General features: G+C 67.1%; 24 protein-coding genes and 1 tRNA gene. 14 read left to right on the top strand and 11 right to left on the bottom strand.

All coding sequences use genetic code 11. The features are described 5' to 3' along the window. The 4 genes from ACR2MZ_RS04890 to ACR2MZ_RS04875 all read left to right on the top strand — a co-directional run. The coding region (locus ACR2MZ_RS04890; RefSeq protein ID WP_434003948.1) for an HNH endonuclease signature motif containing protein at positions 1 to 1136 on the top strand (1136 nt) is incomplete at its 5' end. Between the two features lie 133 nt (positions 1137 to 1269). Beyond that, positions 1270 to 1824 carry a cupin domain-containing protein gene (locus ACR2MZ_RS04885; RefSeq protein WP_434003947.1) on the top strand — a complete coding sequence of 185 codons (555 nt, stop codon included), beginning with the start codon at positions 1270 to 1272 and terminating at the stop codon, positions 1822 to 1824. 28 nt (positions 1825 to 1852) lie between these two features. Further along, positions 1853 to 2656, top strand: a complete 804-nt coding sequence (locus ACR2MZ_RS04880) for an ABC transporter permease (RefSeq protein ID WP_434003946.1) — start codon at positions 1853 to 1855, stop codon at positions 2654 to 2656. Next, entirely contained in the window at positions 2653 to 3846 is a 1194-nt protein-coding gene (locus ACR2MZ_RS04875) for an alpha-amylase family protein (protein ID WP_434003945.1), read from the top strand. Before ACR2MZ_RS04880 ends, ACR2MZ_RS04875 begins: the two co-directional genes overlap by 4 nt. Here ACR2MZ_RS04875 and ACR2MZ_RS04870 read toward each other — a convergent pair. The 3 genes from ACR2MZ_RS04870 to ACR2MZ_RS04860 all read right to left on the bottom strand — a co-directional run bounded on the left by ACR2MZ_RS04870 (position 3821) and on the right by ACR2MZ_RS04860 (position 4718). After that, positions 3821 to 4033 carry a DUF6199 family natural product biosynthesis protein gene (locus tag ACR2MZ_RS04870; protein WP_434003944.1) on the bottom strand — a complete coding sequence of 71 codons (213 nt, stop codon included), beginning with the start codon at positions 4031 to 4033 and terminating at the stop codon, positions 3821 to 3823. The genes ACR2MZ_RS04875 and ACR2MZ_RS04870 overlap by 26 nt on opposite strands. A gap of 130 nt (positions 4034 to 4163) precedes the next feature. Next, a tRNA-Pro gene (locus ACR2MZ_RS04865) sits at positions 4164 to 4240 on the bottom strand. A gap of 70 nt (positions 4241 to 4310) precedes the next feature. Further along, positions 4311 to 4718, bottom strand: coding sequence for a PaaI family thioesterase (locus tag ACR2MZ_RS04860; RefSeq protein WP_434003943.1), 408 nt, complete (start codon positions 4716 to 4718; stop codon positions 4311 to 4313). Between the two features lie 25 nt (positions 4719 to 4743). Between ACR2MZ_RS04860 and ACR2MZ_RS04855 the strand changes: the two genes are divergently transcribed. Then, on the top strand, positions 4744 to 5517 hold the full coding sequence (locus ACR2MZ_RS04855; protein WP_434003950.1) for an enoyl-CoA hydratase: 774 nt from the start codon (positions 4744 to 4746) through the stop codon (positions 5515 to 5517). A gap of 13 nt (positions 5518 to 5530) precedes the next feature. Here the strand turns inward: ACR2MZ_RS04855 and ACR2MZ_RS04850 are convergent, their stop codons facing one another. After that, positions 5531 to 6055, bottom strand: coding sequence for a hypothetical protein (locus ACR2MZ_RS04850; protein ID WP_434003942.1), 525 nt, complete (start codon positions 6053 to 6055; stop codon positions 5531 to 5533). A gap of 73 nt (positions 6056 to 6128) precedes the next feature. On the opposite strand from ACR2MZ_RS04850, the gene ACR2MZ_RS04845 reads away from it, so the two are divergent. From ACR2MZ_RS04845 to ACR2MZ_RS04835, 3 genes are read left to right on the top strand one after another with little or no spacing between them, the layout of a single operon-like run. After that, positions 6129 to 6914: a hypothetical protein gene (locus tag ACR2MZ_RS04845; RefSeq protein ID WP_434003941.1), complete on the top strand. Its 786-nt coding sequence runs from the start codon at positions 6129 to 6131 to the stop codon at positions 6912 to 6914. A 13-nt stretch (positions 6915 to 6927) separates the two neighbouring features. Next, entirely contained in the window at positions 6928 to 8691 is a 1764-nt protein-coding gene (locus tag ACR2MZ_RS04840; protein WP_434003940.1) for an FAD-binding protein, read from the top strand. Positions 8692 to 8741: 50 nt separating this feature from the next. Beyond that, entirely contained in the window at positions 8742 to 9554 is an 813-nt protein-coding gene (locus ACR2MZ_RS04835; protein ID WP_434003949.1) for a succinate dehydrogenase/fumarate reductase iron-sulfur subunit, read from the top strand. 68 nt (positions 9555 to 9622) lie between these two features. Here ACR2MZ_RS04835 and ACR2MZ_RS04830 read toward each other — a convergent pair whose 3' ends face one another. From ACR2MZ_RS04830 to ACR2MZ_RS04820, 3 genes are read right to left on the bottom strand one after another with little or no spacing between them, the layout of a single operon-like run. Then, on the bottom strand, positions 9623 to 10018 hold the full coding sequence (locus ACR2MZ_RS04830; RefSeq protein ID WP_434003939.1) for a pyrophosphohydrolase domain-containing protein: 396 nt from the start codon (positions 10016 to 10018) through the stop codon (positions 9623 to 9625). Between the two features lie 15 nt (positions 10019 to 10033). Next, positions 10034 to 11044 (bottom strand): dipeptidase, encoded by a 1011-nt coding sequence (locus tag ACR2MZ_RS04825; RefSeq protein WP_434003938.1) that lies wholly within the window; start codon positions 11042 to 11044, stop codon positions 10034 to 10036. Further along, positions 11041 to 11727 carry a hypothetical protein gene (locus ACR2MZ_RS04820; protein ID WP_434003937.1) on the bottom strand — a complete coding sequence of 229 codons (687 nt, stop codon included), beginning with the start codon at positions 11725 to 11727 and terminating at the stop codon, positions 11041 to 11043. The genes ACR2MZ_RS04825 and ACR2MZ_RS04820 overlap by 4 nt, the downstream gene beginning before the upstream one ends. Before the next feature lie 71 nt (positions 11728 to 11798). Between ACR2MZ_RS04820 and ACR2MZ_RS04815 the strand changes: the two genes are divergently transcribed. From ACR2MZ_RS04815 to ACR2MZ_RS04795, 5 genes are read left to right on the top strand one after another with little or no spacing between them, the layout of a single operon-like run. After that, positions 11799 to 12449 carry a MarR family winged helix-turn-helix transcriptional regulator gene (locus ACR2MZ_RS04815; RefSeq protein ID WP_434003936.1) on the top strand — a complete coding sequence of 217 codons (651 nt, stop codon included), beginning with the start codon at positions 11799 to 11801 and terminating at the stop codon, positions 12447 to 12449. After that, a complete protein-coding gene (locus ACR2MZ_RS04810; protein ID WP_434003935.1) occupies positions 12439 to 14082 on the top strand; it encodes an MDR family MFS transporter in 1644 nt (547 codons plus the stop codon). Before ACR2MZ_RS04815 ends, ACR2MZ_RS04810 begins: the two co-directional genes overlap by 11 nt. Before the next feature lie 4 nt (positions 14083 to 14086). Continuing rightward, the gene (locus tag ACR2MZ_RS04805) at positions 14087 to 15262 is read left to right on the top strand and encodes a 4-hydroxybenzoate 3-monooxygenase (RefSeq protein WP_434003934.1); all 1176 of its coding nucleotides are present in this window, start codon (positions 14087 to 14089) and stop codon (positions 15260 to 15262) included. Further along, entirely contained in the window at positions 15262 to 15951 is a 690-nt protein-coding gene (gene pcaH, locus ACR2MZ_RS04800) for a protocatechuate 3,4-dioxygenase subunit beta (protein WP_434003933.1), read from the top strand. The genes ACR2MZ_RS04805 and pcaH overlap by 1 nt, the downstream gene beginning before the upstream one ends. A gap of 1 nt (position 15952) precedes the next feature. Continuing rightward, the gene (locus tag ACR2MZ_RS04795) at positions 15953 to 16450 is read left to right on the top strand and encodes a peptidase associated/transthyretin-like domain-containing protein (protein WP_434003932.1); all 498 of its coding nucleotides are present in this window, start codon (positions 15953 to 15955) and stop codon (positions 16448 to 16450) included. 43 nt (positions 16451 to 16493) lie between these two features. Here the strand turns inward: ACR2MZ_RS04795 and pcaC are convergent, their stop codons facing one another. Genes pcaC through ACR2MZ_RS04780 form a run of 3 tightly spaced genes read right to left on the bottom strand, consistent with a single transcriptional unit; the run spans position 16494 to position 19260 of the window. Then, positions 16494 to 16904: a 4-carboxymuconolactone decarboxylase gene (gene pcaC, locus ACR2MZ_RS04790; RefSeq protein WP_434003931.1), complete on the bottom strand. Its 411-nt coding sequence runs from the start codon at positions 16902 to 16904 to the stop codon at positions 16494 to 16496. Next, positions 16901 to 18247, bottom strand: a complete 1347-nt coding sequence (gene pcaB, locus ACR2MZ_RS04785) for a 3-carboxy-cis,cis-muconate cycloisomerase (protein WP_434003930.1) — start codon at positions 18245 to 18247, stop codon at positions 16901 to 16903. The genes pcaC and pcaB overlap by 4 nt, the downstream gene beginning before the upstream one ends. An 11-nt stretch (positions 18248 to 18258) precedes the next feature. Continuing rightward, complete coding sequence (locus ACR2MZ_RS04780; protein ID WP_434003929.1) at positions 18259 to 19260, bottom strand: aminopeptidase; 1002 nt, start codon at positions 19258 to 19260, stop codon at positions 18259 to 18261. Between the two features lie 113 nt (positions 19261 to 19373). On the opposite strand from ACR2MZ_RS04780, the gene ACR2MZ_RS04775 reads away from it, so the two are divergent. Next, positions 19374 to 19676: a zinc-ribbon domain containing protein gene (locus ACR2MZ_RS04775; RefSeq protein WP_434003928.1), complete on the top strand. Its 303-nt coding sequence runs from the start codon at positions 19374 to 19376 to the stop codon at positions 19674 to 19676. A 196-nt stretch (positions 19677 to 19872) separates the two neighbouring features. On the opposite strand, the gene infA is transcribed toward ACR2MZ_RS04775, so the two are convergent. Beyond that, positions 19873 to 20076 carry a translation initiation factor IF-1 gene (gene infA, locus ACR2MZ_RS04770; RefSeq protein WP_338176363.1) on the bottom strand — a complete coding sequence of 68 codons (204 nt, stop codon included), beginning with the start codon at positions 20074 to 20076 and terminating at the stop codon, positions 19873 to 19875. Positions 20077 to 20094 lie beyond the last annotated feature (18 nt).

Here is a 20094-nt window from a genome sequence, read left to right as displayed (position 1 = left end):
CTGCGCTGGGGGCTCTGCCGCTGACCCGAGCCGCCTTCCGCACCGGTGAGCTCTCGCTGGACAAGGCCAGAGCGCTGGCGAGTGTCGCCACTGCCGCCGATGAGGAGGGCTGGGTCGAGCTGGGCCGGGAGCTGACAGCCGGCCAGCTGAGCAGGATCTGCCGCCTCTACCGTCAGGCTCGCGACGGCAACCCTGAAGCGCAGCTTGCCAACCGCGGCCTCTGGACCAGCTACCGCGAGGACGGGATGCTGCGCCTGGTCGCGCTTTTGCCGCCGGAGGAGGGAGCAATGGTGGCTTCGGTGCTGGAGTCGATCGCCCTGGAGCGGTCGCAGCAGCCGGCTCAGGCGGTCGGGGAGACGCTGGCCGAGGGGCGGGAAGCGCCCCAGGTGCCGGATCCAGCGGAGGACCCCTGGGCGGCGCGGCGGGCTGACGCGCTGGTAGCTGTCTGCGAGCATGCCACCGGCGTGGCGGCAGCCGAGCTGGAGGGAGCACCTGGTCGGACTCGGGTGGTGGTTCACGTCGATGCCTCGCTGCTGAGCGGCAAGCAGGAGGGTGGTCGCTGCACGCTGGAGGATGGGCAGCCACTGCCGCCCTCGGTGGTGGAGCGGCTGGCCTGTGATGCCGAGGTGATGGAGCTCTGGCAGCGCGAGGGACTGCCGATCGACCTCGGCCGCTCCCGGCGGACTGTCTCGCCGCGGCTGCGCACAGCTCTCAACGCGAGGGACAAGGGCTGCTGTTTTCCTGGCTGCCCGGTGCCAGTGCGGCGGACGCACGCTCATCACCTGCAGCACTGGGCCCAGGGCGGCCGCACTGATCTCAGCAACCTAGTCTCGCTCTGCGGCTTTCATCACCGGCGGCTGCACGAGGGCGCCTACGCGATCCGGCAGGAGAGGGATGGCAGCCTCAGCATTGCGGCGAGAGGCGGCCGGCCGATCAAGGCGCAGTCACAGCGGCTTGATTGCGCCAGCGCGGGTGCGCCGCATCTCCGACAGCTGCATCATGGCCACGGTCTGACTATGACTGCCGGGACAGCGGGCGCCCGCTCAGGCGGCGAACGCTGTGACGTCGATCACACGCTCTTCGTCATGTTCACGAACGCGGAGTACCGAGAGCGCCAGGCCGGCCGGGCGCCGTGACAGACCCCGCTCGGTGCATCAGTTGGTCGTCGATCCACGCCGCAGGTGCCTGTCAATAGCGGTTAGGCGGCAGCTCGGGGCAGGCGCACTGGCCGGGAGCGACCGTCCCCGCGGTCCGCGGACAATAGGCCAGGTGAGGACCGGCAGGACTATCCAGAACCCAGCCAGCGGAGAGCGGATAGTCCTCCTGCGGACTGGGGCCGAGACCGGCGGGCGACTCGTCGAGTTCGAGCTTCATCTCAGTCCTGGCGGGCGCGTTCCGACCGGGCATCTTCACCCTGAGCAGGAGGAGCGCTTCACAGTACTGGACGGTCGGGTGCGTTTCCGGCTCGGACGGCGGTCGGTCATTGCGGCGGTGGGCGAAACGGTCACCGTATTTCCCGGTGTGCCACACTCCTTTGCCAACGCCGGACCAGCCCCTGCCCGGCTCCTGGTGGAGGCGCGGCCCGCGCTGCACATGGAGGAGCTGCTCGAGACCGCGGCCGAGCTGGGTACCCTTCCTGGACCCGTCAAGCTGGCCCTCTTCCTAAAAGAATTCGAGCGGGAGGTGCGCGCTCCCATCCTGCCCCGACTTGTCGCCTCAGCTATGCGCCCAGTGGCCTGGATCGGCAGCCGCTTGGGGCTGGATGCCACCTATCGGCACCTTCGTGATGGAACGCGAGATCACAAGGACGATCACGGTCTGTGACCTCAATTCTCGCTCCGACTGATAGGTGATGGCCGGGGCGGGCGGCGGCGTGGGCGGGGAGGCCTCGGCCCTGCTGGCCGTCGCTCAGCGCGACCTGACAAAGCTGCTGCGCGACCGCGTCCGGCTCGGAGTGAGCCTGGCCTTCCCGATACTTCTGATCGCCGGCCTCGGCACTGCGCTCCAGCCGACAGTGGGTCGCGCCACCGGACTCGATTCGGTGACGTTGCTGTTCACAGGGGTGCTCGCCGCCACCCTCTTTCAATCCACGGCAGCTGGCATGATGTCGCTGATCGAGGATCGCGAGACCGACTTCTCGCAGGAGCTGTTCGTGGCTCCCATTTCGCGCGTCACCATCGTCTCCGGCAAGGTCCTCGGGGAAACCCTTGTGGCGCTCGTCCAGGGCTTCGGCGTGGTGGTCTTCGCGCTGCTGTTCAGAGTCCACCTTGGGCCGGTCCAAGTGGCGGCCCTGGTCCTGCCCTGTGTGGCCTGCTGCCTGCTCGGCGGCGCCTTCGGTCTGGCCACCCTGGCGGCCCTGCCCAATCAGCGCGCCGCCCTCCAGGTTTTCCCGTTTCTGATCCTGCCGCAGTACTTCTTCGCGGGAGTGATCGCGCCGCTGAGGGGACTGCCCCAGTGGCTCGACGCCGTCTCGTGGGCGATGCCGCTTCGCTATCCTGTCAATCTCGTGCGGGCGGCGTTCTACGCCGGCAACCCCGGCTACGGGACGGCGGTGGCCGAGAACCCGCTGCTGGACATAGCTGTGATGACAGCGCTCTTCCTGGTTCTCCTGGTTGCCGGTGCCGCGCTGCTAAATCACCGAGAACGCTCCCGATGAGGACGCGCACAGCAATCGCGGCCTCGGTCCTGGCCGCCCTGACGGTGCCGCTGGCGTCGGAGGTCCGGATCAGACCGTCCGAAGAGCCGCTGACAGTCCGCTGGCGCGGCGTGCCCATCGAGCCGCGCGGCTTGACGCAACTGGGCATAAGCTTCCGACCGCGGCAGGCTGAGGCCACGGGTCTGGATCCCCAAGTGTCGTTGCGAACGCTGCTCGCCTATCCCTTCCACCTGGTCAGGCTGGGTGCCTATTGGGACCGGTTGGAACCCGACGCCGGCTCGTTCGATCCCACCGACCTGGACTGGCAGATCGAGGCGGCTGAGACGGCCGGCAAACAGGTGATCGTCTGCGTCGGCGCTCTGAAGAACTTCGGCTATCCGGAGTTTTACGCGCCTCTCCACCATCTTCGACCACCGCTGCGCGAGGGCTCCCTCATTAGGCCCGCGGCCAATGGCGAGCTCCTCGCAGCGGCGACCTCCTTCGTGACTCGCGTGGTGGAGCGATACCGCGGCCGCGGGTCGATAGTTGCTTGGCAGGTCGAGCACGAGGCGGTCGACCCGCTCGGCCTGGAGCACTCCTGGCGCCTGGCAGTGGACTTCGTGGAGCGGGAGATCAGCGCAGTCAGACGGGCGGACCCGACCCGTCCGGTCCTGCTCAACGGCTTCCTGCCGACATCCCTACCGGTGAGGGCACAGCAATGGTGGCGGACCCGGGACCAGGGAGATTCCCTGGACCTTGCGGCTCGCTTGGCCGACATCGTCGGCATCGACTACTACCCGCGCCATGCGCTGGTCGGGCTCGGCCACTTGACCGCCTACCTCGATGGCGACCGCAGTCCGTGGCGAAGGCGCTTTGTCCCTTCCAGCGAAGATCGGGGACGCCGCCGGATGGTCACGGAGGGTCAGGCGGAACCGTGGGAGGCGGTGACCGCACCACCAAACCCGGCCGACCGCGCGATGTACAGCTGCCCGCCCGAGCGTGTGATCGAGAACTACAACCGCTGCCTCCGGCGGGCGCGCCGGGCAGGGATTCAGCTCGAGGCGTACCTCTTCTGGGGTGCCGAATACTGGTTGCTCCGGAGCCTAAGCGGCGATTCGAGTTACGTCGACGCCTTTGCGCGGATTGTGGGAGACGATAGGGCAAGCAGCCCGGAGAAGACCTTGTCTAGCGAACCACGCGTGGTGCCATAATCACGATGCCGGCTACGCCGATTATCACGCTGGTGATCCGCTGGAGAAGGACCCATTGTTCGCTCGGCTGAGCCGAAGGATCCTTGAACTGCCAGGACCTGAGACGCCACACTGATCGGGGGAAAACGACGTTCACCACGGCGATGGCTATCCAGAGCACCATGAACAGCAGCAGTGGAAGCTTCATGCCGGAATAATCAGGGCGGGCCTGATCTTCCCGTCCGTCGTGAGCCTGCTGCAACATGCGTTGGTACACAGGGCAGTGGGACGGTCGACTCGGAGTGGCCTGACCCGGCCCCTTGATATTCGGGACAGGGTGGTCGGGGGCCCGGGATTCGAACCCGGGGCCTCACGGTCCCGAACCGTGCGCGCTGCCGGACTGCGCTAGCCCCCGCCTACGGAAAAGCGAACCGCCATTCTAGCCGTTCGTCAGCCGGTGGCCGCCACCGCCGCGGCAGCCGACCCTAAAGAACTGCCGCTTCCTTCGTCATGAGCACAGCCGTCGCCTCGGCGATCCGGGCCCCGTCGGCCACGCGCTCGATGTAGCTGCTAGCGTAGCTCAGGCTGCGCCGGGCTCGGTCGATCCTCCCCACAACGCGGATGCGCTCGCCGCTCTTCAGCGCCTGTCGGTAGCGCACCTCCAGCTTCCCCGTAACGCCCGGCCGGTCAGCGTGCCAAGCCGCCCAGCCCACCGCCTCATCCAGCATCAGAGCTACGACGCCGCCGTGGATCATGCCCTCCCAGCTCTGGTAGCGCTGGGGAACCACGTACTCGCAGACCGACTCTCCACTCAGCGGCTCGAAGCGCATCTGAAGCCCTTGCGGGTTGTTCGCGCCGCAGCCGAAGCACTGATGGTCGTAGGTGACATCCACGCGGTATAACCTAACCGTGGCCGCCATCCTGGAGCACGTGTTGCTGGAGGACCGACTACCGGCAGTGCTCCTCACACTGAACGATCCCGAGCGGCGCAACGCCCTCTCGACGGCCCTCATGCAACAGCTCACGGCCCTCCTCGAGGAGCAGAGCCGGCGGCCGGAAGTGCGGGTGATCATCCTCCGGGCCAAAGGCCCAGCCTTTTCCGCGGGTCATGACCTGCGCGAGATGATCGGCCGCAGCCTGGCCGACGAGCAGGCGATCTTCGACACCTGCACAGAGCTCATGCAGACCATCCAGCGAGTGCCCCAGCCGGTCATCGCCGCCGTCCACGCCACCGCGACCGCCGCCGGCTGCCAGCTGGTGGCTACTTGCGATCTCGCCGTCGCCGCCGAGACTGCCACCTTTGCCACCCCTGGTGTCAAGATCGGGCTCTTCTGCTCGACGCCCATGGTGGCAGTGAGCCGTGTCATCGGCCGTAAGCGGGCGCTGGAGATGCTGCTGACCGGCCGTCCGATCGATGCCAACACAGCAGCGGACTGGGGCTTGGTCAACCGCGTGGTGCCGGCCGACAGGCTCGAAGACGAAGTGATGGAGCTGGCTCGGCAGATCGCCTCCTCCAGCCAACTTACCCTCCAGGTCGGCAAGGAGGCTTTCTACCGGCAGATCGACGAGCGCCAGGGCGACGCCTACCAGCTCATGGGTCGAGTGATGGCCGACAACGCGATGACCGGCGACGCCCAGGAGGGCATGAGCGCCTTCCTCGAAAAGCGCAAGCCGGAGTGGACAGGCCGCTGAAGCTCAGCCGGCTCTAGGTCCGGCAGGACCAACGGCCGCTCACCTTCACCTTGGTTTGGTTGTTGCTGAGATTGGTCAGAGAAGCGCTGATCTGACCTGACTCCTGGCTCGGATCCAGCCTGAAGCTGACTTCATCGTCGCCGCCCGAGCTCCAGGCGAGAGTGTTGTCAGGCCGGAAGAGCTGGACCTGCGCCTTGGCCCCGTTGTAGGCGGCGGGCCCCCGGTAGGGCTGGATGCCGACCTGGAACCCGTAGACCCGGCGCCCGATCGGCCCGTAGAGCGTGAGGATCCAGCTCTCGGCGCCGGTCCCTCGGCTACCAGTGCAGACGCTGCGCAGGTTGGCCTGGCTGGGGCTGATCTGGTTCAGCTTGCCCTTGACGTCGCCGTTGAAGCTCAGATCCTGGAGCCAGCTCTGGGCGGCCACCGCCGAGGGCGTCGACGGTGGGGTCGCGGCGACCGGAGGTTCGGCCTCCAGGCCTGCACAGGCGCACGTGACGAGGATGAGCATGCCCAGAAGAAGTGGGGCGAGACGGGGCATTCGCGCCTTCATCCTACCGACGGGGCGGACGACCGCCTGACCCGTGGCTGAGGCCGCGCCAAGCCGGCCGGCGGTGCCGACTTACACTTTTGAAGTCGTGGCAGCCACTCAGGCCGCGGGGACGCGTGCAAAGCGCTTCCGCGGCGGCATCCAGAATCCATACAGCAGGCTTCCCGACTGGCTCTACCCAACCTCTATCGTCGTGGTGTTCTCGCTCTTCATCATTTACTCGGGCCTGGTGGTTCTATTCGAGACGACAGGCCGGTTCGGCCCCTATCTGAGCCCCTTCTTCTCGCCCGAGGTGAACGTCCGCCTGGCCGGCTTCCTCATCCCACCGGCCCTGTGGGTCGCCTGGGCGCCGCTGACTTTCCGCGTGACCTGCTACTACTACCGCAAGGCATATTTCCGCAGCTTCCTGCTCCACCCCCGCTCCTGCGCGGCGACGGATCCCGAAAAGCGCGACTACCGCGGCGAGACGCGGCTGTGGGTCTTCAACAACCTCCATCGCTTCGCGTTCTACGCGACAGCCCTGCAGACTCTGATCCTGATCTACGACGCAGTGATCGCCTTCACCTACCAGGGCGCTTTCCACTTCGGGCTCGGCAACGTGATCATGCTTGTCAACGTCGCCTGCCTGCTCGGCTACACCTACGGCTGCCACGCCTGGCGGCATCTCGTCGGTGGCAGCACCGACTGTTTCAGCTGCCACAAGGCCCGCTTCCGGCTCTGGAAGGGAGTGACGGTCCTCAACGCGAACCACGCGCTGTGGGCCTGGGTGAGCATGTTCACAGTCTGGTTCACCGACATCTACATCCGGCTCGGCGCGCACGGCGTGCTCGGCGGGGCCGCCTGGCTCTGAGGCGATGGGATAGATGGCCGAACCCGCTGTCAACTACGACGAGGTCAGCACCGATGTGCTCGTGATCGGCGCCGGAGGCGCCGGCATGCGGGGCGCCATCGCCGCCGCCCAGGCCGGCTGCCGGGTGCAGGTCGTCTGCAAGTCTCTCCTGGGCAAGGCTCACACGGTCATGGCCGAGGGCGGCATGGCCGCCGCCCTGGCGAACGTGGCCAAGCCTGACAGCTGGAAGACTCACTTCTCCGACACCATGAAGGGCGGCAAGCTGCTGAACAACTGGCGCATGGCTGAGATTCACGCCAAGGAAGCGCCGGAGCGGGTTCAGGAGCTCGAGCGCTGGGGCGCCATCTTCGACCGCAACGCCAAGGGCCTGATCCATCAGCGCTCGTTTGGCGGTCACACCTACCCCCGCCTCGCCCACATCGGTGATCGCACGGGCCTGGAGCTCATCCGATCGCTGCAGGACAAACTGGTCCACTCACCTGGCGTCGACGTCCACATGGAGGTCACCGTCACGCGCCTGCTGGTCCGTGACGGCCGCGTCTGCGGCGCACTCGCCTACCGCCGCCAGGACGGCGGTCTGGTCGTCTACCGGGCCGGGGCGGTGCTGCTGGCCAGCGGCGGCCTGGGCAAGATCTACCGGGTCACCTCCAACAGCTGGGAGTCGACGGGTGACGGCACGGCCCTCGCCTATCACGCCGGCGCGATCCTGCAGGACTGCGAGATGGTCCAGTTCCATCCCACCGGCATGATCTGGCCGCCAGGAGTGCGCGGCCTCCTGGTCACCGAGGGTGTTCGTGGCGAAGGTGGCCTGCTGCGGAACAGCCAGGGCGAGCGCTTCATGGAGAAGTACGATCCCGAGCGCATGGAGCTGTCCACGCGCGACGTGGTCGCCCGCTCGATCAACCAGGAGGTCCTGGAAGGGCGGGGCACGCCCCATGGCGGCGCCTTCCTCGACATCAGCCACAAGCCGGCCGACTTCATCAAGTCCAAGCTGCCCTCCATGTGGGAGCAGTTCCATGAGCTGGCCGATGTTGACATCACGAAGGAGCCGATGGAGGTCGCCCCCACCATCCACTACGCCATGTCGGGCGTGCGGGTCGAGCCTGCGACCGGCGCTTCCAACCTGGCGGGCCTCTTCGCCGCCGGCGAGGTCGCCTGCGGACTGCACGGCGCCAACCGGCTGGGCGGCAACTCGCTCTCCGACCTGCTGGTCTTCGGCAAGCGGGCGGGCGACGCGGCGGCTGCCTTCGCCCAGGCGGGCCACAAGGCTGTCAGCTGGGAGAGTGGCCAGCTCAGCGAGGCCATCGCTTACACCCTCCGACCTCTCACCGGAGAGGATGGCGAGAACCCCTACCAGGTGCACGCGGAGCTGCAGGACGCGCTCACGCGCCATGCGCCCATCATCCGCGAGGAGAAAGGCCTGAGGGTCGGGTTGGGCAAGGTGAAGGAGCTGCAGGAGCGCGCGGCGCGGGTCGCCGTCGCCTCTGGGGGCGGCCGCCACTTCAACCCCGGCTGGCATGCCTCGCTCGACGTCCAGAGCATGGTGGACAACGCCGAAGCGCTGTTCGTGAGCGCGATCGAGCGCCGGGAGAGCCGGGGCGCCCACACGCGCAGCGACTACCCGGAGCCCGATGAGGAGCTGGGCAAGGTCAACTTCGTGGTCGAGAAGGACGGGCGGGAGCTCAAGCTTGACGCGATTGCCAAGGAACCCATCCCCGACGAGTTGATGGAAGTCATCAACTCGAAGTGGAACACCGACTACACGCGGGAGGATTAGTGGCTGTCAGATCAGAGGTCGCTGAACCGGTCGATGACGTCCCCCTGCACCTGCGGGAGGCAGAGGCCACCGGCCGCTCGGTCACGCTGAAGGTCTGGCGGGGCGATCCCACCGGCGGTGAACTCGTCAGCTATGAGGTGCCAGCCCAGGAAGGCATGGTCATCCTGGACGCCGTGCTCTGGATCCAGGCCCACGTGGATGCCGATCTGGCGGTGCGCTGGAACTGCAAGGCTGCCAAGTGCGGGTCCTGCTCAGCGGAGATCAACGGCTTTCCGCGTCTCATGTGCAAGAGCCGCCTGGACAGCTTCCAGGGCGACATCACAGTCACTCCCATGCACACCTTCCCGGTGATCCGGGACCTTGTCACCGACGTCTCCTGGAACTACGAGGTGAACAAGCAGATCCCGCCGTTTTCGCCCAGCGAGGAGGATCTGAAGGATCCCGAGCCCTGGCGCATGCAGCAGGAAGACGTGCAGCGCCTGACCGAGTTCCGCAAGTGCATCGAGTGCTTCCTCTGCCAGGACGTCTGCCACGTTCTGCGCAACCACGAGCAGAAGGATCAGTACTACGGACCGCGCTTCATGATCCGGACGGCCACTCTCGAGATGCACCCGAAGGACTCGCTGGACCGGCGGCCGATGCTGAAGCACAAGGCAGGGCTGGGCATGTGCAACATCACCAAGTGCTGCTACGAGGTCTGCCCTGAGCACATCAACATCACCGACAACGCCATCATCCCGCTCAAGGAACGAGTGGCCGATGAGTACTTCGACCCCGTGCGCTGGGCGGCGCGGAAGTTGACGGGCGACAAGCGGGGCCGCCGGCCGGTCCGCGGCATGGAGGACGCCCCCGACCAGCGCTAGTGAACCGAGCGATCGAGCGGCGGTTCAGCGCGCTTCATGTCGGCACTCAACGCACTCGCGTCAGGTCTTCAGCGAGACGCTGCAGCCGCCAGCCGCCTCTGCTCCTCCAGCAGCGGTTGTACGTCAGGGGCCACGTAGGCGGGGCCTTTCGCCGGCTTGCCGTCGGGCCTCCGCTCGTGCCGGTCCTTGGTCATGTTGGCTCGGTGGATCTCGGCGAAGATGGGCTCCAGGTCGATGCCGCAGGCGACAGCGGTGCCGTAAGCGACGTGGAGCAGGTCCGCCAGGGCATCGGCCACCTCGGCCAGATCGTGGTTTTGGGCTGAATTGCGCAGCTCCGCCAGCTCCTCTTCGAGCATGAGGATGCGCTGCCGGAGGACCTGGTCGCCCGGCCAGGTGGGCACCTCCTGGCGAGGCAAGCCGTAGCGCTCGTGGAAGGTGTGGACCAACTGTTGTTCCTGGTTCATGACCTCTCCTTCTCCTTACTTTGCCGCGCGGGCCTCCGGCGCTGCCGCGGGCAAGCTGCGGCCCAGAAACTCGAGCCAGTTCGTTCCCATGATCCCCTCCACCTGCCGCGCCGAGAAATGACGCTGCAGGAGCTGGCCCAGGCGGCTCAACTGGCCCTCGCGCCGGATTGCGGCCTCGGAGGCCTTGAAGCCGCCATCCAGATCGCTGCCCAAGCCGACATGCTCAGGTCCACCGGCAGCCCTGGCCAGATGCCGTAGATGGCGCACCACATCCTCCAACCGAGCTGGGCGCTCGTCAGCTCGCAGATGCCGGCGATAGAAGCTCACGCCCAGCATGCCGCCCCTCCGCCCCACCTCCGCCGCCACGCTGTCCGCCAGCTGCCGATCACCAGGGACGATGGCGCCGGCGTTGCTGTGGGAGGCGATCAGAGGCCCCTGCCAGAGCTGGAGTGCATCCCGCAGAGCCTCATCGGCCAGGTGGCTCAGGTCCAGGATGACCTGTTGGCGGGCCATTGCGCGGAGCAGTTTCACTCCGCGGCCGGTCAGCCCGCCCGGCTCACCGGTGCCGCCGGCGTAACGGGTGCCCGACCACGCAGGGCCGATGATGCGGACGCCCCGCTCCTGCCACCAGCCGACCTCCGCCGGTTTCCGGATCGGATCGGCTCCTTCCATCAGCAGCACTGCCGCCAGTTTGCCGGGCCGCCAGCCCCGCCGGTGCCGGTCCAGCTCGGTCCGATCCCGGACCAGCGGCGGCCCGGCGCTGCCGTACCAGCCGAGCTGGGCTCGAGCCATGAGATTGGCTTCGCGGGGCGTCCTGTAGGTGAAGCGCCCCGCCAGCTTGCCCGCTCGGGCCGGAGCGCAGAAGAGGGTGGCGAAGACCAGTCCCACCCCGGCTTCGGCCAACGCCGGCCGGCTCACTACGAAGCCGGGCGTGGGCCGATCGAAGGGCAGACCCTGGGCGACAGCGTTCCAGGCGATGTCGAGGTGAGCGTCGACTATCATCGCGGGGCGCCGGGCGCGCGTCATGCGGGTCCGCGGAGAGCTCGCTCAGGCCGCCGCTTCCCGTCGGAAGCTGCCGCCCTCCCCAGCAGCACAGCCCGGCCCGCCGCCTCCAGCGGCGTGGCGCCTTCCAGATACGCCACGCAGAAAGCTGCGGTGAGCGCCGCGCCACCGCTGTTCAGGCGGTGGAGCGCCGGCACCTGGCGGTCGAAAACGCGCAGCCCGCCCGACTCGATGCTCACCACCGGCACCACGCAGAGCTCAGAGAGCGGCGCCGTCAGGAGCGCATCTCCAGCCTCGGAGGCAAAAAGCAGCTCGGGCCGCAGCGCAGCGAGCTCCTGGGTCAGCCGCCGCCGGCCATGCTGGATGATCTGTTCGGGTCCGGCCAGGCTGACCGACAGCGTGGCGCTGGCACTACGGGCGGTGGCCACTGCCCGTGCCAGCAGCGCCATCGTTGCTTCGCTGAGAGGCGGGACGGCTGCCAGGTGCAGGTGGCGAACCTCAGCCAGCCCAGCTTTGAGAGAGCCTGGCCCGGTCAGCTCCAGCACCTCGTAGTCTTCTGTCTTGGGCACCTCCCCGGCCCCGGGGGAGCCCGCTGACAAGGTGAGCAGACGGGTCCGCTCACCCAAGCCCACGGCCGCGGCGCAGAACGCGGCTGCGCCCGCCTCCCTCCAGGTGGCCGGCTCGGCCGCGCCGATGCTAGCGATCACCAGGGGCTAGCTTACCCAGCCGACCCTCCGGCAGAGATCTCGTGAATGCAGTAATATTGAACTACTACACTATGAACTCAGTTAATGAAACCCCTAACGGCGGCACTTCTCTGGAGACAGGGCCGCAGCTGAGCGAAGCGCTCGCTGCTGACGAAGCTGGACTTCTCTATAACGTCCAGGTCCGGCGTGATCTGGAGGCCACCCAGGCGTCGCCAGCAACGCTCCTCACCGCCGAAGCGCTGGTGGCGCTGACCAAGGTCGCTCGCCACCTGCACAACAAGCGCGAGCGCCTCTGTGAGGGCGTGAACCTCAGCGAAGGTCGCTTCCAGATGCTGCAGGCGCTCTCCCGGAGTGACTCCGGCGTGGTCCTGGGCAAGCTGGCCGGTTCCATGGGCGTCACCCCTCGGAACGTGACAGGACTGCTTGACAATCTGGAGCGCGACGGTCTGGCGCGCCGAGTCTCCGACCCGGAGGATCGCCGTTCCTGGCGTGCCGAGCTCACACCTGCCGGACAGGAGAAGGTTCTCCAAATGCGCCAGCGCATGCTGTATGCCCAGGACCTGCTTTCTAACCGGCTGTCTGAAGCCGACTGGAAGCAGCTCCGCCACCTCTGCTGGCGCCTGCTGCAGATCACCACCACCACCACCGACCCGGCCGGCCACCTTCAGCCGTCGCCGCTTGACCCAGCCATCACCGACGAGGAGGAAAGCCGTGCCCGCTAGCAACCTGACCAGAGGCCAGAAAATCTTCGCCACCGCGGGCGTCATGCTTGCCCTCCTACTGGCGTCGCTGGACCAGACAGTGGTGGGGACGGCGATGCCGCGCATCATCTCGGAGCTGAACGGCCTCGAGTACTACGCCTGGGTCACTACCGCTTACCTGGTCAGCTCCACGATTGTGGTTCCGATCGCCGGCAAGTTGGGCGACATGTTCGGCCGCAAGCCTTTCCTGCTGACAGGCATGGTCGGTTTCGTGCTGGCCTCCGCTCTCTGCGGCCTGTCGCAGAACATGTTTCAGCTGACCCTCTTCCGAGCCATCCAGGGCCTCTTCGGCGGCATGCTGTTTGCCACTGTCTTCACAGTGCTGGCTGACATCTTTCCGCCTGAGCAGCGGGTCAAGCTGCAGGGCGTCTTCGGCGGCGTCTTCGGCCTCTCCTCGGTCATCGGCCCCACACTGGGCGGCTGGTTGACCGACGGGCTCGGCTGGCGCTGGGTGTTCTACGTCAACCTGCCGGTGGGCATCCTGGCTGTCGCGGTTGTGGCGCTGGGCCTGCCCTATGTTCGGTCGCACGCCAACTGGCGGCAGATCGACTTCCTGGGCGGCGCTGTTCTCGCAGCCGGCCTGGTCCCGCTGCTGATTGCGCTTTCCATCACCAACACCCACGCTTGGACGTCACCTGAGGTGCTAGGTCTCCTGCTGCTGGCCGGCGTGCTGCTGATCAGCTTCTTCTTCGTTGAACGGCGGGCGAGCGAGCCGGTGGTGCCGTTCCAGCTCTTCAAGCTGAACGCCTTCACCATCACTGTGATCATCGCCTTCTTCACAGCCTTCGGCATGTTCGGTTCGATCATCTTCGTGCCGCTGATCTACCAGGGCGTGCTGGGCGTCAGCGCCACCAACTCCGGCCAGCTGCTGACGCCGATGGTGCTCGGGCTGATTGTGTTCAGCATCGTTTCCGGCCAGTTGATGATTCGCATCCGCCGCTATCGGGTGCTGGCCATCGCCGGCGCCAGCGCCGTCGTCGGCGGTCTTCTGCTGCTGTCGCAGGTCAGCGTCGGCACCACCCAGTGGGAGGTGGTGCGCGACCTGGTCATCATCGGCGCCGGGTTGGGGACCACCTTCCCGCTCACCATCAACGTGGTGCAGAGTGCGCTGGCGGGAAAGATGGTGGGCGTCGCCACCAGCCAAGTGCAGTTCTGGCGGAACCTGGGCGGCACCGTGGGCACGGCTGTGCTCGGCTCGGTCCTGGCCAACCGCCTGACCGACTCGATCCAGAAGCAGGTCGCCGCGCTGCACCTCCCGCCCCAGTTCAAGCTGCCCACCGGCCAGGCCGGCGGCAGCAGCCCGCAGGCGCTGTTCGATCCCAACAACCTGGCCCATCTCCGGGCCGCCCTGCCGCCGCAGGCGGCGCCGCTCTTCGACCAGGTCATCCACGCGACCCGACTCGGCCTGGCCGACACGCTGCACAGCCTGTTCCTCATCGCCGCCGCAGTGGTCGCCATCGCCGTCGTGGCGAGCTTCTTCCTGCGCGAGGTGCCGCTCAAGGCAGCCGCCGGCCGGGGTACCGGCTTCAGCGAGGCGCCAGTCGCCGAGGTGGCAGAGGAAGAGTTCGAGCAAAAGGAAGCGCTGCCAGCCTGACGGAGTGAAGGAACGGACCCAGGTAGGCATCATCGGCGCCGGCCCTGCCGGGTTGCTGCTCTCGCACCTGCTCGCCACGGCCGGCATCGAATCGGTGGTCCTGGAAGCGCGCAGCCGCCAGTACGCGGAAGGCCGGGTCAGGGCAGGCGTGCTGGAACATGGGGCTGCCGAGCTGCTCCGAGCCAGCGGCGTGGGCGAGCGCATGGACCGAGAGGGCCTCGTCCATCGCGGTATCAACCTTCAGTTCGCCGGCGGGCGCCATCACATCGACTTCATGGCTCTCACCGGACGGACGATTCTCGTGTACGGCCAGCAGGAAATCGTCAAGGATCTGATCGCAGCGCGCCTCCAGGCAGGGGGACGGATCCTCTTCGAGGCTGAAGCAAAAGGGCTCGGCGCGATAGTCGGCGACCGGCCGCTCATCACCTACCGTGTAGGGGAGGATGAATCGGAGCTCGGATGTGACTTCATCGCCGCCTGCGATGGGGCCCATGGCATCGGCCGCACAGCCGTCCCCGCGACGGTTTACGAACGGGTGTATGCGCACGGCTGGCTCGGCATCCTGGCCCGCACGCCGCCCACGGAACGAGAGCTCATCTACGCCTGCCATGAGAACGGCTTCGCGCTGCACAGCATGCGTTCTCCGGAGGTCAGCCGCCTCTATCTGCAGGTCGCGGCGGACGAGGATCTCGCGAACTGGCCGGAGGCCCGCATCTGGGACGAACTTCGATTGCGATTGGCCGAGCCTGACCTGCGAGCCGGCGAAATCCTGGACCTCGGCATCACGGCTCTGCACAGCCTCGTGCTGGAGCCGATGCAGCACGGCCGGCTCTACCTCGCCGGAGACTCGGCTCACATAGTGCCGCCGACTGGCGCCAAGGGGATGAACCTGGCCTTGGCGGACGTCCAGACGCTGGCCCGCGCCCTGGTCGCCTGGTATCGGTCGAAATCGACCACCCTCCTGGACGCGTACACCGAGAGCTGTCTGAACAGGGTCTGGCGGGCCCAGCAGTTTTCAGCGTTCATGACAGGCCTGCTGCATCGCCGGCCGACCGGCGATCCCTTCGAACATCGCCTGCAGCTGGCCCAGCTTTCATACCTGACTCGGTCGCGAGCTGCCTCGACATCATTGGCGGAGAACTACACAAGTGCAGCGACAGCTCTGGACGGAGGCGTCTGATGAGCGAGACGGAGATCGGATTCGAGCCACCGTACCTGCACCCCGACTACAAATCCACGATTCTGCGGGCTCCCCGGGCGGCGCTGCTGAGGCTGCCAGAGGAGTGGTTTCATCGGGCGCCGGGACCCGCCTTCGGCCGCGTTACCGTCTCCGGCGGGGACGCCGACCTGACGCGCCAGCACCGGGGCGAGCCTCTGGGGGAGCGGATAGTCGTGACCGGCCGCGTGCTGGACAGCGACGGTCGTCCCCTGCCGCACACCCTGGTTGAGGTTTGGCAGGCCAACGCCGCCGGTCGCTACGTCGATCCCGGCGACGACCATTCAGCCCCGCTCGACGCCAACTTCACTGGCGCCGGGCGGTGCCTGACGGACGCGGAGGGCCGCTACAGCTTCGTGTCGATCAAGCCCGGAGCCTATCCCTGGGGCAATCACGCCAACGCCTGGCGCCCCGCGCGCATCCATTTCTCACTCTTCGGCGCTGAGCTTGGCAGCAGGCTTGTCACGCAGATGTATTTCCCGGGTGACCCACTGCTGCCTTTCGATCCCATCCTGCAGTCGATTCCTGATCAGCGCGGGCGAGACCTGCTGGTGGCGGCGTTCGACTGGGAGACCACCAAGCCCAACTGGGCGCTCGGCTACCGCTGGGACATAGCGCTCAGGGGCCGGAACTCGACCCCGTGGGAGGCGTGAGGTGGCGCGGACCGCTCCCACGCCTTCGCAGACCGTCGGCCCCTTCTTCGGTTTTGCCCTGCCCTTCGCCGGGGACTCCGAGGCAGCTCCGTCGGGGCAGGGCGAGCTGCGGATCGAAGGCCAGGTCCTGGACGGCGCTGGCACACCAGTCCCCGACGCGCTGCTCGAGCTGTGGCAGGGCGAGCAGTTCGCCCGCTGCGCGACAGACCCCGAGGGCGCTTTTCACTTCACTGCGTCAAAGCCGGCGCCAATGCCAGGTCCTGGCGGCACGGTCCAAGCACCGCACTTCAACCTCACGATCTTCGCGCGCGGGCTCCTGCGGCAGCTCCAGACCCGGATCTATTTTCCCGGGGAGACTGCTGCCAACAGCGCTGACTGGGTCCTGGCGCGCGTCGAGCCAGAGCGCCGGCCGACCCTGATCGCTCGGGCCGAACCGGGTGCGCTTAGGTTCGACATACGGCTGCAGGGCGAAGGCGAGACAGTTTTCTTTGCTCTCTGAACAACGGGAGCCACCAGGGTTCTTCAGGCGCTGACCGCCCGGCTCACGCGGGGGACCCTTCGCCGGGCGGTTGATCAGCCATTTCCCCGAGTACTTCCGACGCCACCCGGAACGCGCTTCTCGCGGCCGGAAAGCCGCAATACACAGCGGTTTGGAGCAGGACCTCGCGCAGCTCCGCCGCGCTGACCCCGTTCCGCAGAGCGCCGCGCAGGTGCAGCGCCAGCTCTTCGGGGTGATTGAGGGCCACCAGCATGGCAACCGTGATGCAGCTGCGCGTGCGACGGTCGAGACCTTTTCGACTCCAGATTTCGCCCCACGCATAGCGGGTGAGCAGGTCCTGGAAGTCGGCGTTGAGCGGGGTGCGGTTCGCTTCCGATTGGTCGACGTGCTGCGAGCCGAGGACCGCCCGGCGGACCTCCCGCCCGAGCTCGAACTGGTCGCTGTGGTCGCTCACTTTCCCTCGGCCATTTCCATCTGGTAGGCGGTTACAGCCCGATCGACCAGAGCCTCCGCCGAACCCAGGTAGCTGCCGGGCTCAAGGGCGGCATCGATTTCGGCCGGGCTCAACTGGGCAGAGATCTCAGGGTCGGCCTTGAGCTCGGCCCCGAACTCCCGGCCTGAGTTCACTGCGGCCGCAGCCGCTTCCCCTACCAGGTGGTGGGCCCGCGGGCGACCGATGCGCGCTGCGAGTCTCATCATCACGCCCTCGGACATTACCTGGCCGCCTCCCTGAAGGAGGTTGGCGGTCATCCGCTCGCGATTGACCTGGAGGCCTTCCAGCATTCCCGCGGTGCGGCCCATGGCGCCGGCGCTGAATCTGAACAGCTCACTGATCGCCGGCCATTCCGCCTGCCAGCCGCCGGCCGCCCGCTCATGCTCCTGCAGGGCCGCGGCCATGAGCAGAGCGACCTGGGCGTTCACGCCCCTGACACAGGCCAGGACCTCCACAGCGGCCACCGGGTTTTGCTTCTGAGGCAGGGTGGATGAGCCCCCGCCGGCGCCTTCGGAAACCTCAGCTACCTCGTTCTGCGCCATCAACAGCACGTCCAGGGCGATCTTGCCGACGGCTGCTGTGAGGATGCCCAGCGCTGTAGCCAAAGCGAGGACGCGGCCTCGGGCAGTGTGCCAGGGCAGGACAGGCTCGACCAGCCCGAGCTCACGCGCGAGTTCACGGGACACATCCAGGCCCCGTTCGCCCAGAGCTGCCAGCGTGCCGGCCGCGCCGCCGAACTGAAGCGCGAGGCCCCCCTGCTGTATCTCGCGAATCCGGGATCGGGCTTCCCTGACTGCAGTCAGCCAACCCGCGGCCTTCAGCCCAAAGGTCGTCGGCGCAGCCTGCTGCAAGAGGGTGCGCCCAACCATGACGCTGGACCTATGGCGTACTGCCAAGTCAGCGGCCGCGGCCGCCACCGCATCAGTGTCCCGCGTGATAAGGGTCAGCGCCCTGCGCGCTACCAGCATCATCCCGGTGTCCAGGATGTCCTGACTTGTGGCTCCCCAGTGGACGTAGCCCACCGCCTCGCCCGGCACCACCCTGCTCAGCATCCTGACCATCGGGATCACCGGATTGCCGGCACTGACTGCCTCGCGGCCGATCTGCTCCGGATCGAGCTCGGCAGCCAATAGTGAAGAGGCGATCGACGCTGCAGCCTCTGGCGGGATCAGGCCGAGGCGGCCCTCGACCTTGGCCAGGGCGGCTTCGACCCGGAGCATCGACTCCAGCCAGGCAGCGTCAGATACCGCATCCAACATCTCGGCTGTGCTGGACGCCTGTCCGAACAGACGATCAGAGGTCAAGCTGGCGGCGCTCAGAGCTGAAAGCGGCCGGCTTCCATGATCTTGCGCCCGTCCACCCACACGTCGGCCTGGCTGGCCAGGACATCCACGTGGCTGGGACAGCTCCAGTCAGCGCCTGTGGCGGAGCCGTAGGGATCGCCGAAGGCCACGTGAACGCCTGGGAACTTCTCGTCCTGGAGGAAGTTGCCGACGATTTTGCGCAAGCCGGTGTTGGTGCCGATGGCGAACTCACCCACCCGGTTCGAGTTGGGGCTCTGGCCGAAGTAGGCCTCCACCTCCCGCACGAGCTCCGGTCGGCTGCTCAGTTCGACGGATTGGACCCTGCCGTCCCTGATGCGGATGCTGATCGGCTCGGGCAGGAGGCCGTACTTGGGAGCGAAATGATCCCCCAGCTCCTCGCCCACCAGCACGCCGTCCAAGCTCAGCGGGGCTGTGAACGTCTCACCCTCGGGAAGGTTGCCCCACTGGCCCTGCTCCCAGTAGCGACCGTCACAGGGCACCCAGCGGCGGCTGGGCGAGAAGGTGGCGGTCAGCTCGGTGCCGAGACGCGTAGCCACCTCGATCTTGCTCGCCTGGCGGGCCACTTCCCAGACCCTGCGCGTGACCGAGTAGATCTCCTCGTAATCGCCGGCCATCCCCTCCAGCATCAGCTGATGGTCGATGCCTATCATGTGGCCGTGGCGGCAGCGAAGCCTGCCTTCGAGCAGCTCCAGCATCGGCTGGCGGAAGGCCAGCTCCCCTAGCAGGCCTTCGCCGATGAAGTAGGAGACCGACGGCTCAAAGGCCAGGATCTCCTCGGCCAGACGCCGGGGGAATTCGCGAGCCGGCCTTTGGATCAGGTCTTCCATCAGCCAGCTGCGGACCTCCGCCCCGGTGGCGCGAGCCTCCTCCTCGATGGCTTCGGCGATCGCCAGCCGACCCTTGTCCTTGATGACTGCGACGCGGTCGTCGGCAGCCACGTTGAGACAGGCACGGACGGCATTGCGCGCTCCGGGCGTGTAGTCGCTTCTCATCTCGCCAAGGTTAGCTTCCCATCGAGGCGCGATCGGTAATAACATCCTCTGATGGGCAGCGCCACAGGGAGATGGTGGCCTTGCCGCCGGCTTGGGTTTGAGGAGAGGTTTCGTTGATATTCGCGGACAAATTGCTGACCTGTCGTGATTGCAGCAGCCAGTTCGTCTTCACGGCGGGCGAGCAGGAGTTCTACCAAGCCCGGGGCCTCACGAATGAGCCTCGCCGCTGCCCGAGCTGCCGGGCGCAGAAGAAGGCGGGCGAGGGGCAGGGCCAGGCCCGTTCCGGGCGGGAGATGTTCGACGTCGTTTGCTCCAGCTGCGGTCGCGAGACGCAGGTCCCCTTCCGTCCGACCGGAGCCAGGCCCGTCTACTGTCAGGAGTGCTTCCAGGGCGCCCGCGCCGGCTCCCACTACTGATTCGAAGGGAGGCCTGCCTCCCCAAACTCGTCGCCAACGTCAGGTCGACAGGCCGGGTTTATCCCGGCCGATACCCGACGTCGGTATCGAAGCAGAACAGCGGATCCACGAAGACCGCGTGCTCTCGCGACGACCCTGGCTCTAAAACCAAGCCGGGAGGGGTTTTGGAAGGGGAGGCCTGCCTCCCCTTGCTCGCCTATTCGCGGTAGCGGTAGACGATGCGGCCGCGCGTCAGGTCGTAGGGTGACAGCTCGACTCTGATCCGGTCGCCAGGGGTGATGCGGATGAAGTAGCGTCGCATCCTTCCTGCCGCGTAGGCGATGAGCTTGTGCTCGTTCTCCAGCTCCACCTCAAACATCGCGTTGGGTAGGGCCTGGGACACCACAGCATCCATGACCACCGCCTCTTCCTTCTGCTG

Origin of the sequence: Candidatus Dormiibacter sp. (genome assembly GCF_050999135.1) — a bacterium.
GTDB lineage: Bacteria > Chloroflexota > Dormibacteria > Dormibacterales > Dormibacteraceae > Dormiibacter > Dormiibacter spiritus.
This window is presented reverse-complemented; position numbering and strand designations above follow the sequence as displayed.

What these genes read in the sequence shown, in the direction of transcription:
- ACR2MZ_RS04840 (WP_434003940.1), top strand. Translation starts at nt 6,928, where the DNA reads ATGGCCGAACCCGCTGTCAACTACGACGAGGTCAGCACCGATGTGCTC.
- ACR2MZ_RS04815 (WP_434003936.1), top strand. Translation starts at nt 11,799, where the DNA reads ATGAACTCAGTTAATGAAACCCCTAACGGCGGCACTTCTCTGGAGACA.
- ACR2MZ_RS04880 (WP_434003946.1), top strand. Translation starts at nt 1,853, where the DNA reads ATGGCCGGGGCGGGCGGCGGCGTGGGCGGGGAGGCCTCGGCCCTGCTG.
- ACR2MZ_RS04780 (WP_434003929.1), bottom strand. Translation starts at nt 19,260, where the DNA reads ATGAGAAGCGACTACACGCCCGGAGCGCGCAATGCCGTCCGTGCCTGT.
- ACR2MZ_RS04870 (WP_434003944.1), bottom strand. Translation starts at nt 4,033, where the DNA reads ATGAAGCTTCCACTGCTGCTGTTCATGGTGCTCTGGATAGCCATCGCC.
- ACR2MZ_RS04825 (WP_434003938.1), bottom strand. Translation starts at nt 11,044, where the DNA reads ATGACGCGCGCCCGGCGCCCCGCGATGATAGTCGACGCTCACCTCGAC.
- ACR2MZ_RS04850 (WP_434003942.1), bottom strand. Translation starts at nt 6,055, where the DNA reads ATGCCCCGTCTCGCCCCACTTCTTCTGGGCATGCTCATCCTCGTCACG.
- ACR2MZ_RS04830 (WP_434003939.1), bottom strand. Translation starts at nt 10,018, where the DNA reads ATGAACCAGGAACAACAGTTGGTCCACACCTTCCACGAGCGCTACGGC.
- ACR2MZ_RS04875 (WP_434003945.1), top strand. Translation starts at nt 2,653, where the DNA reads ATGAGGACGCGCACAGCAATCGCGGCCTCGGTCCTGGCCGCCCTGACG.
- pcaH (WP_434003933.1), top strand. Translation starts at nt 15,262, where the DNA reads ATGAGCGAGACGGAGATCGGATTCGAGCCACCGTACCTGCACCCCGAC.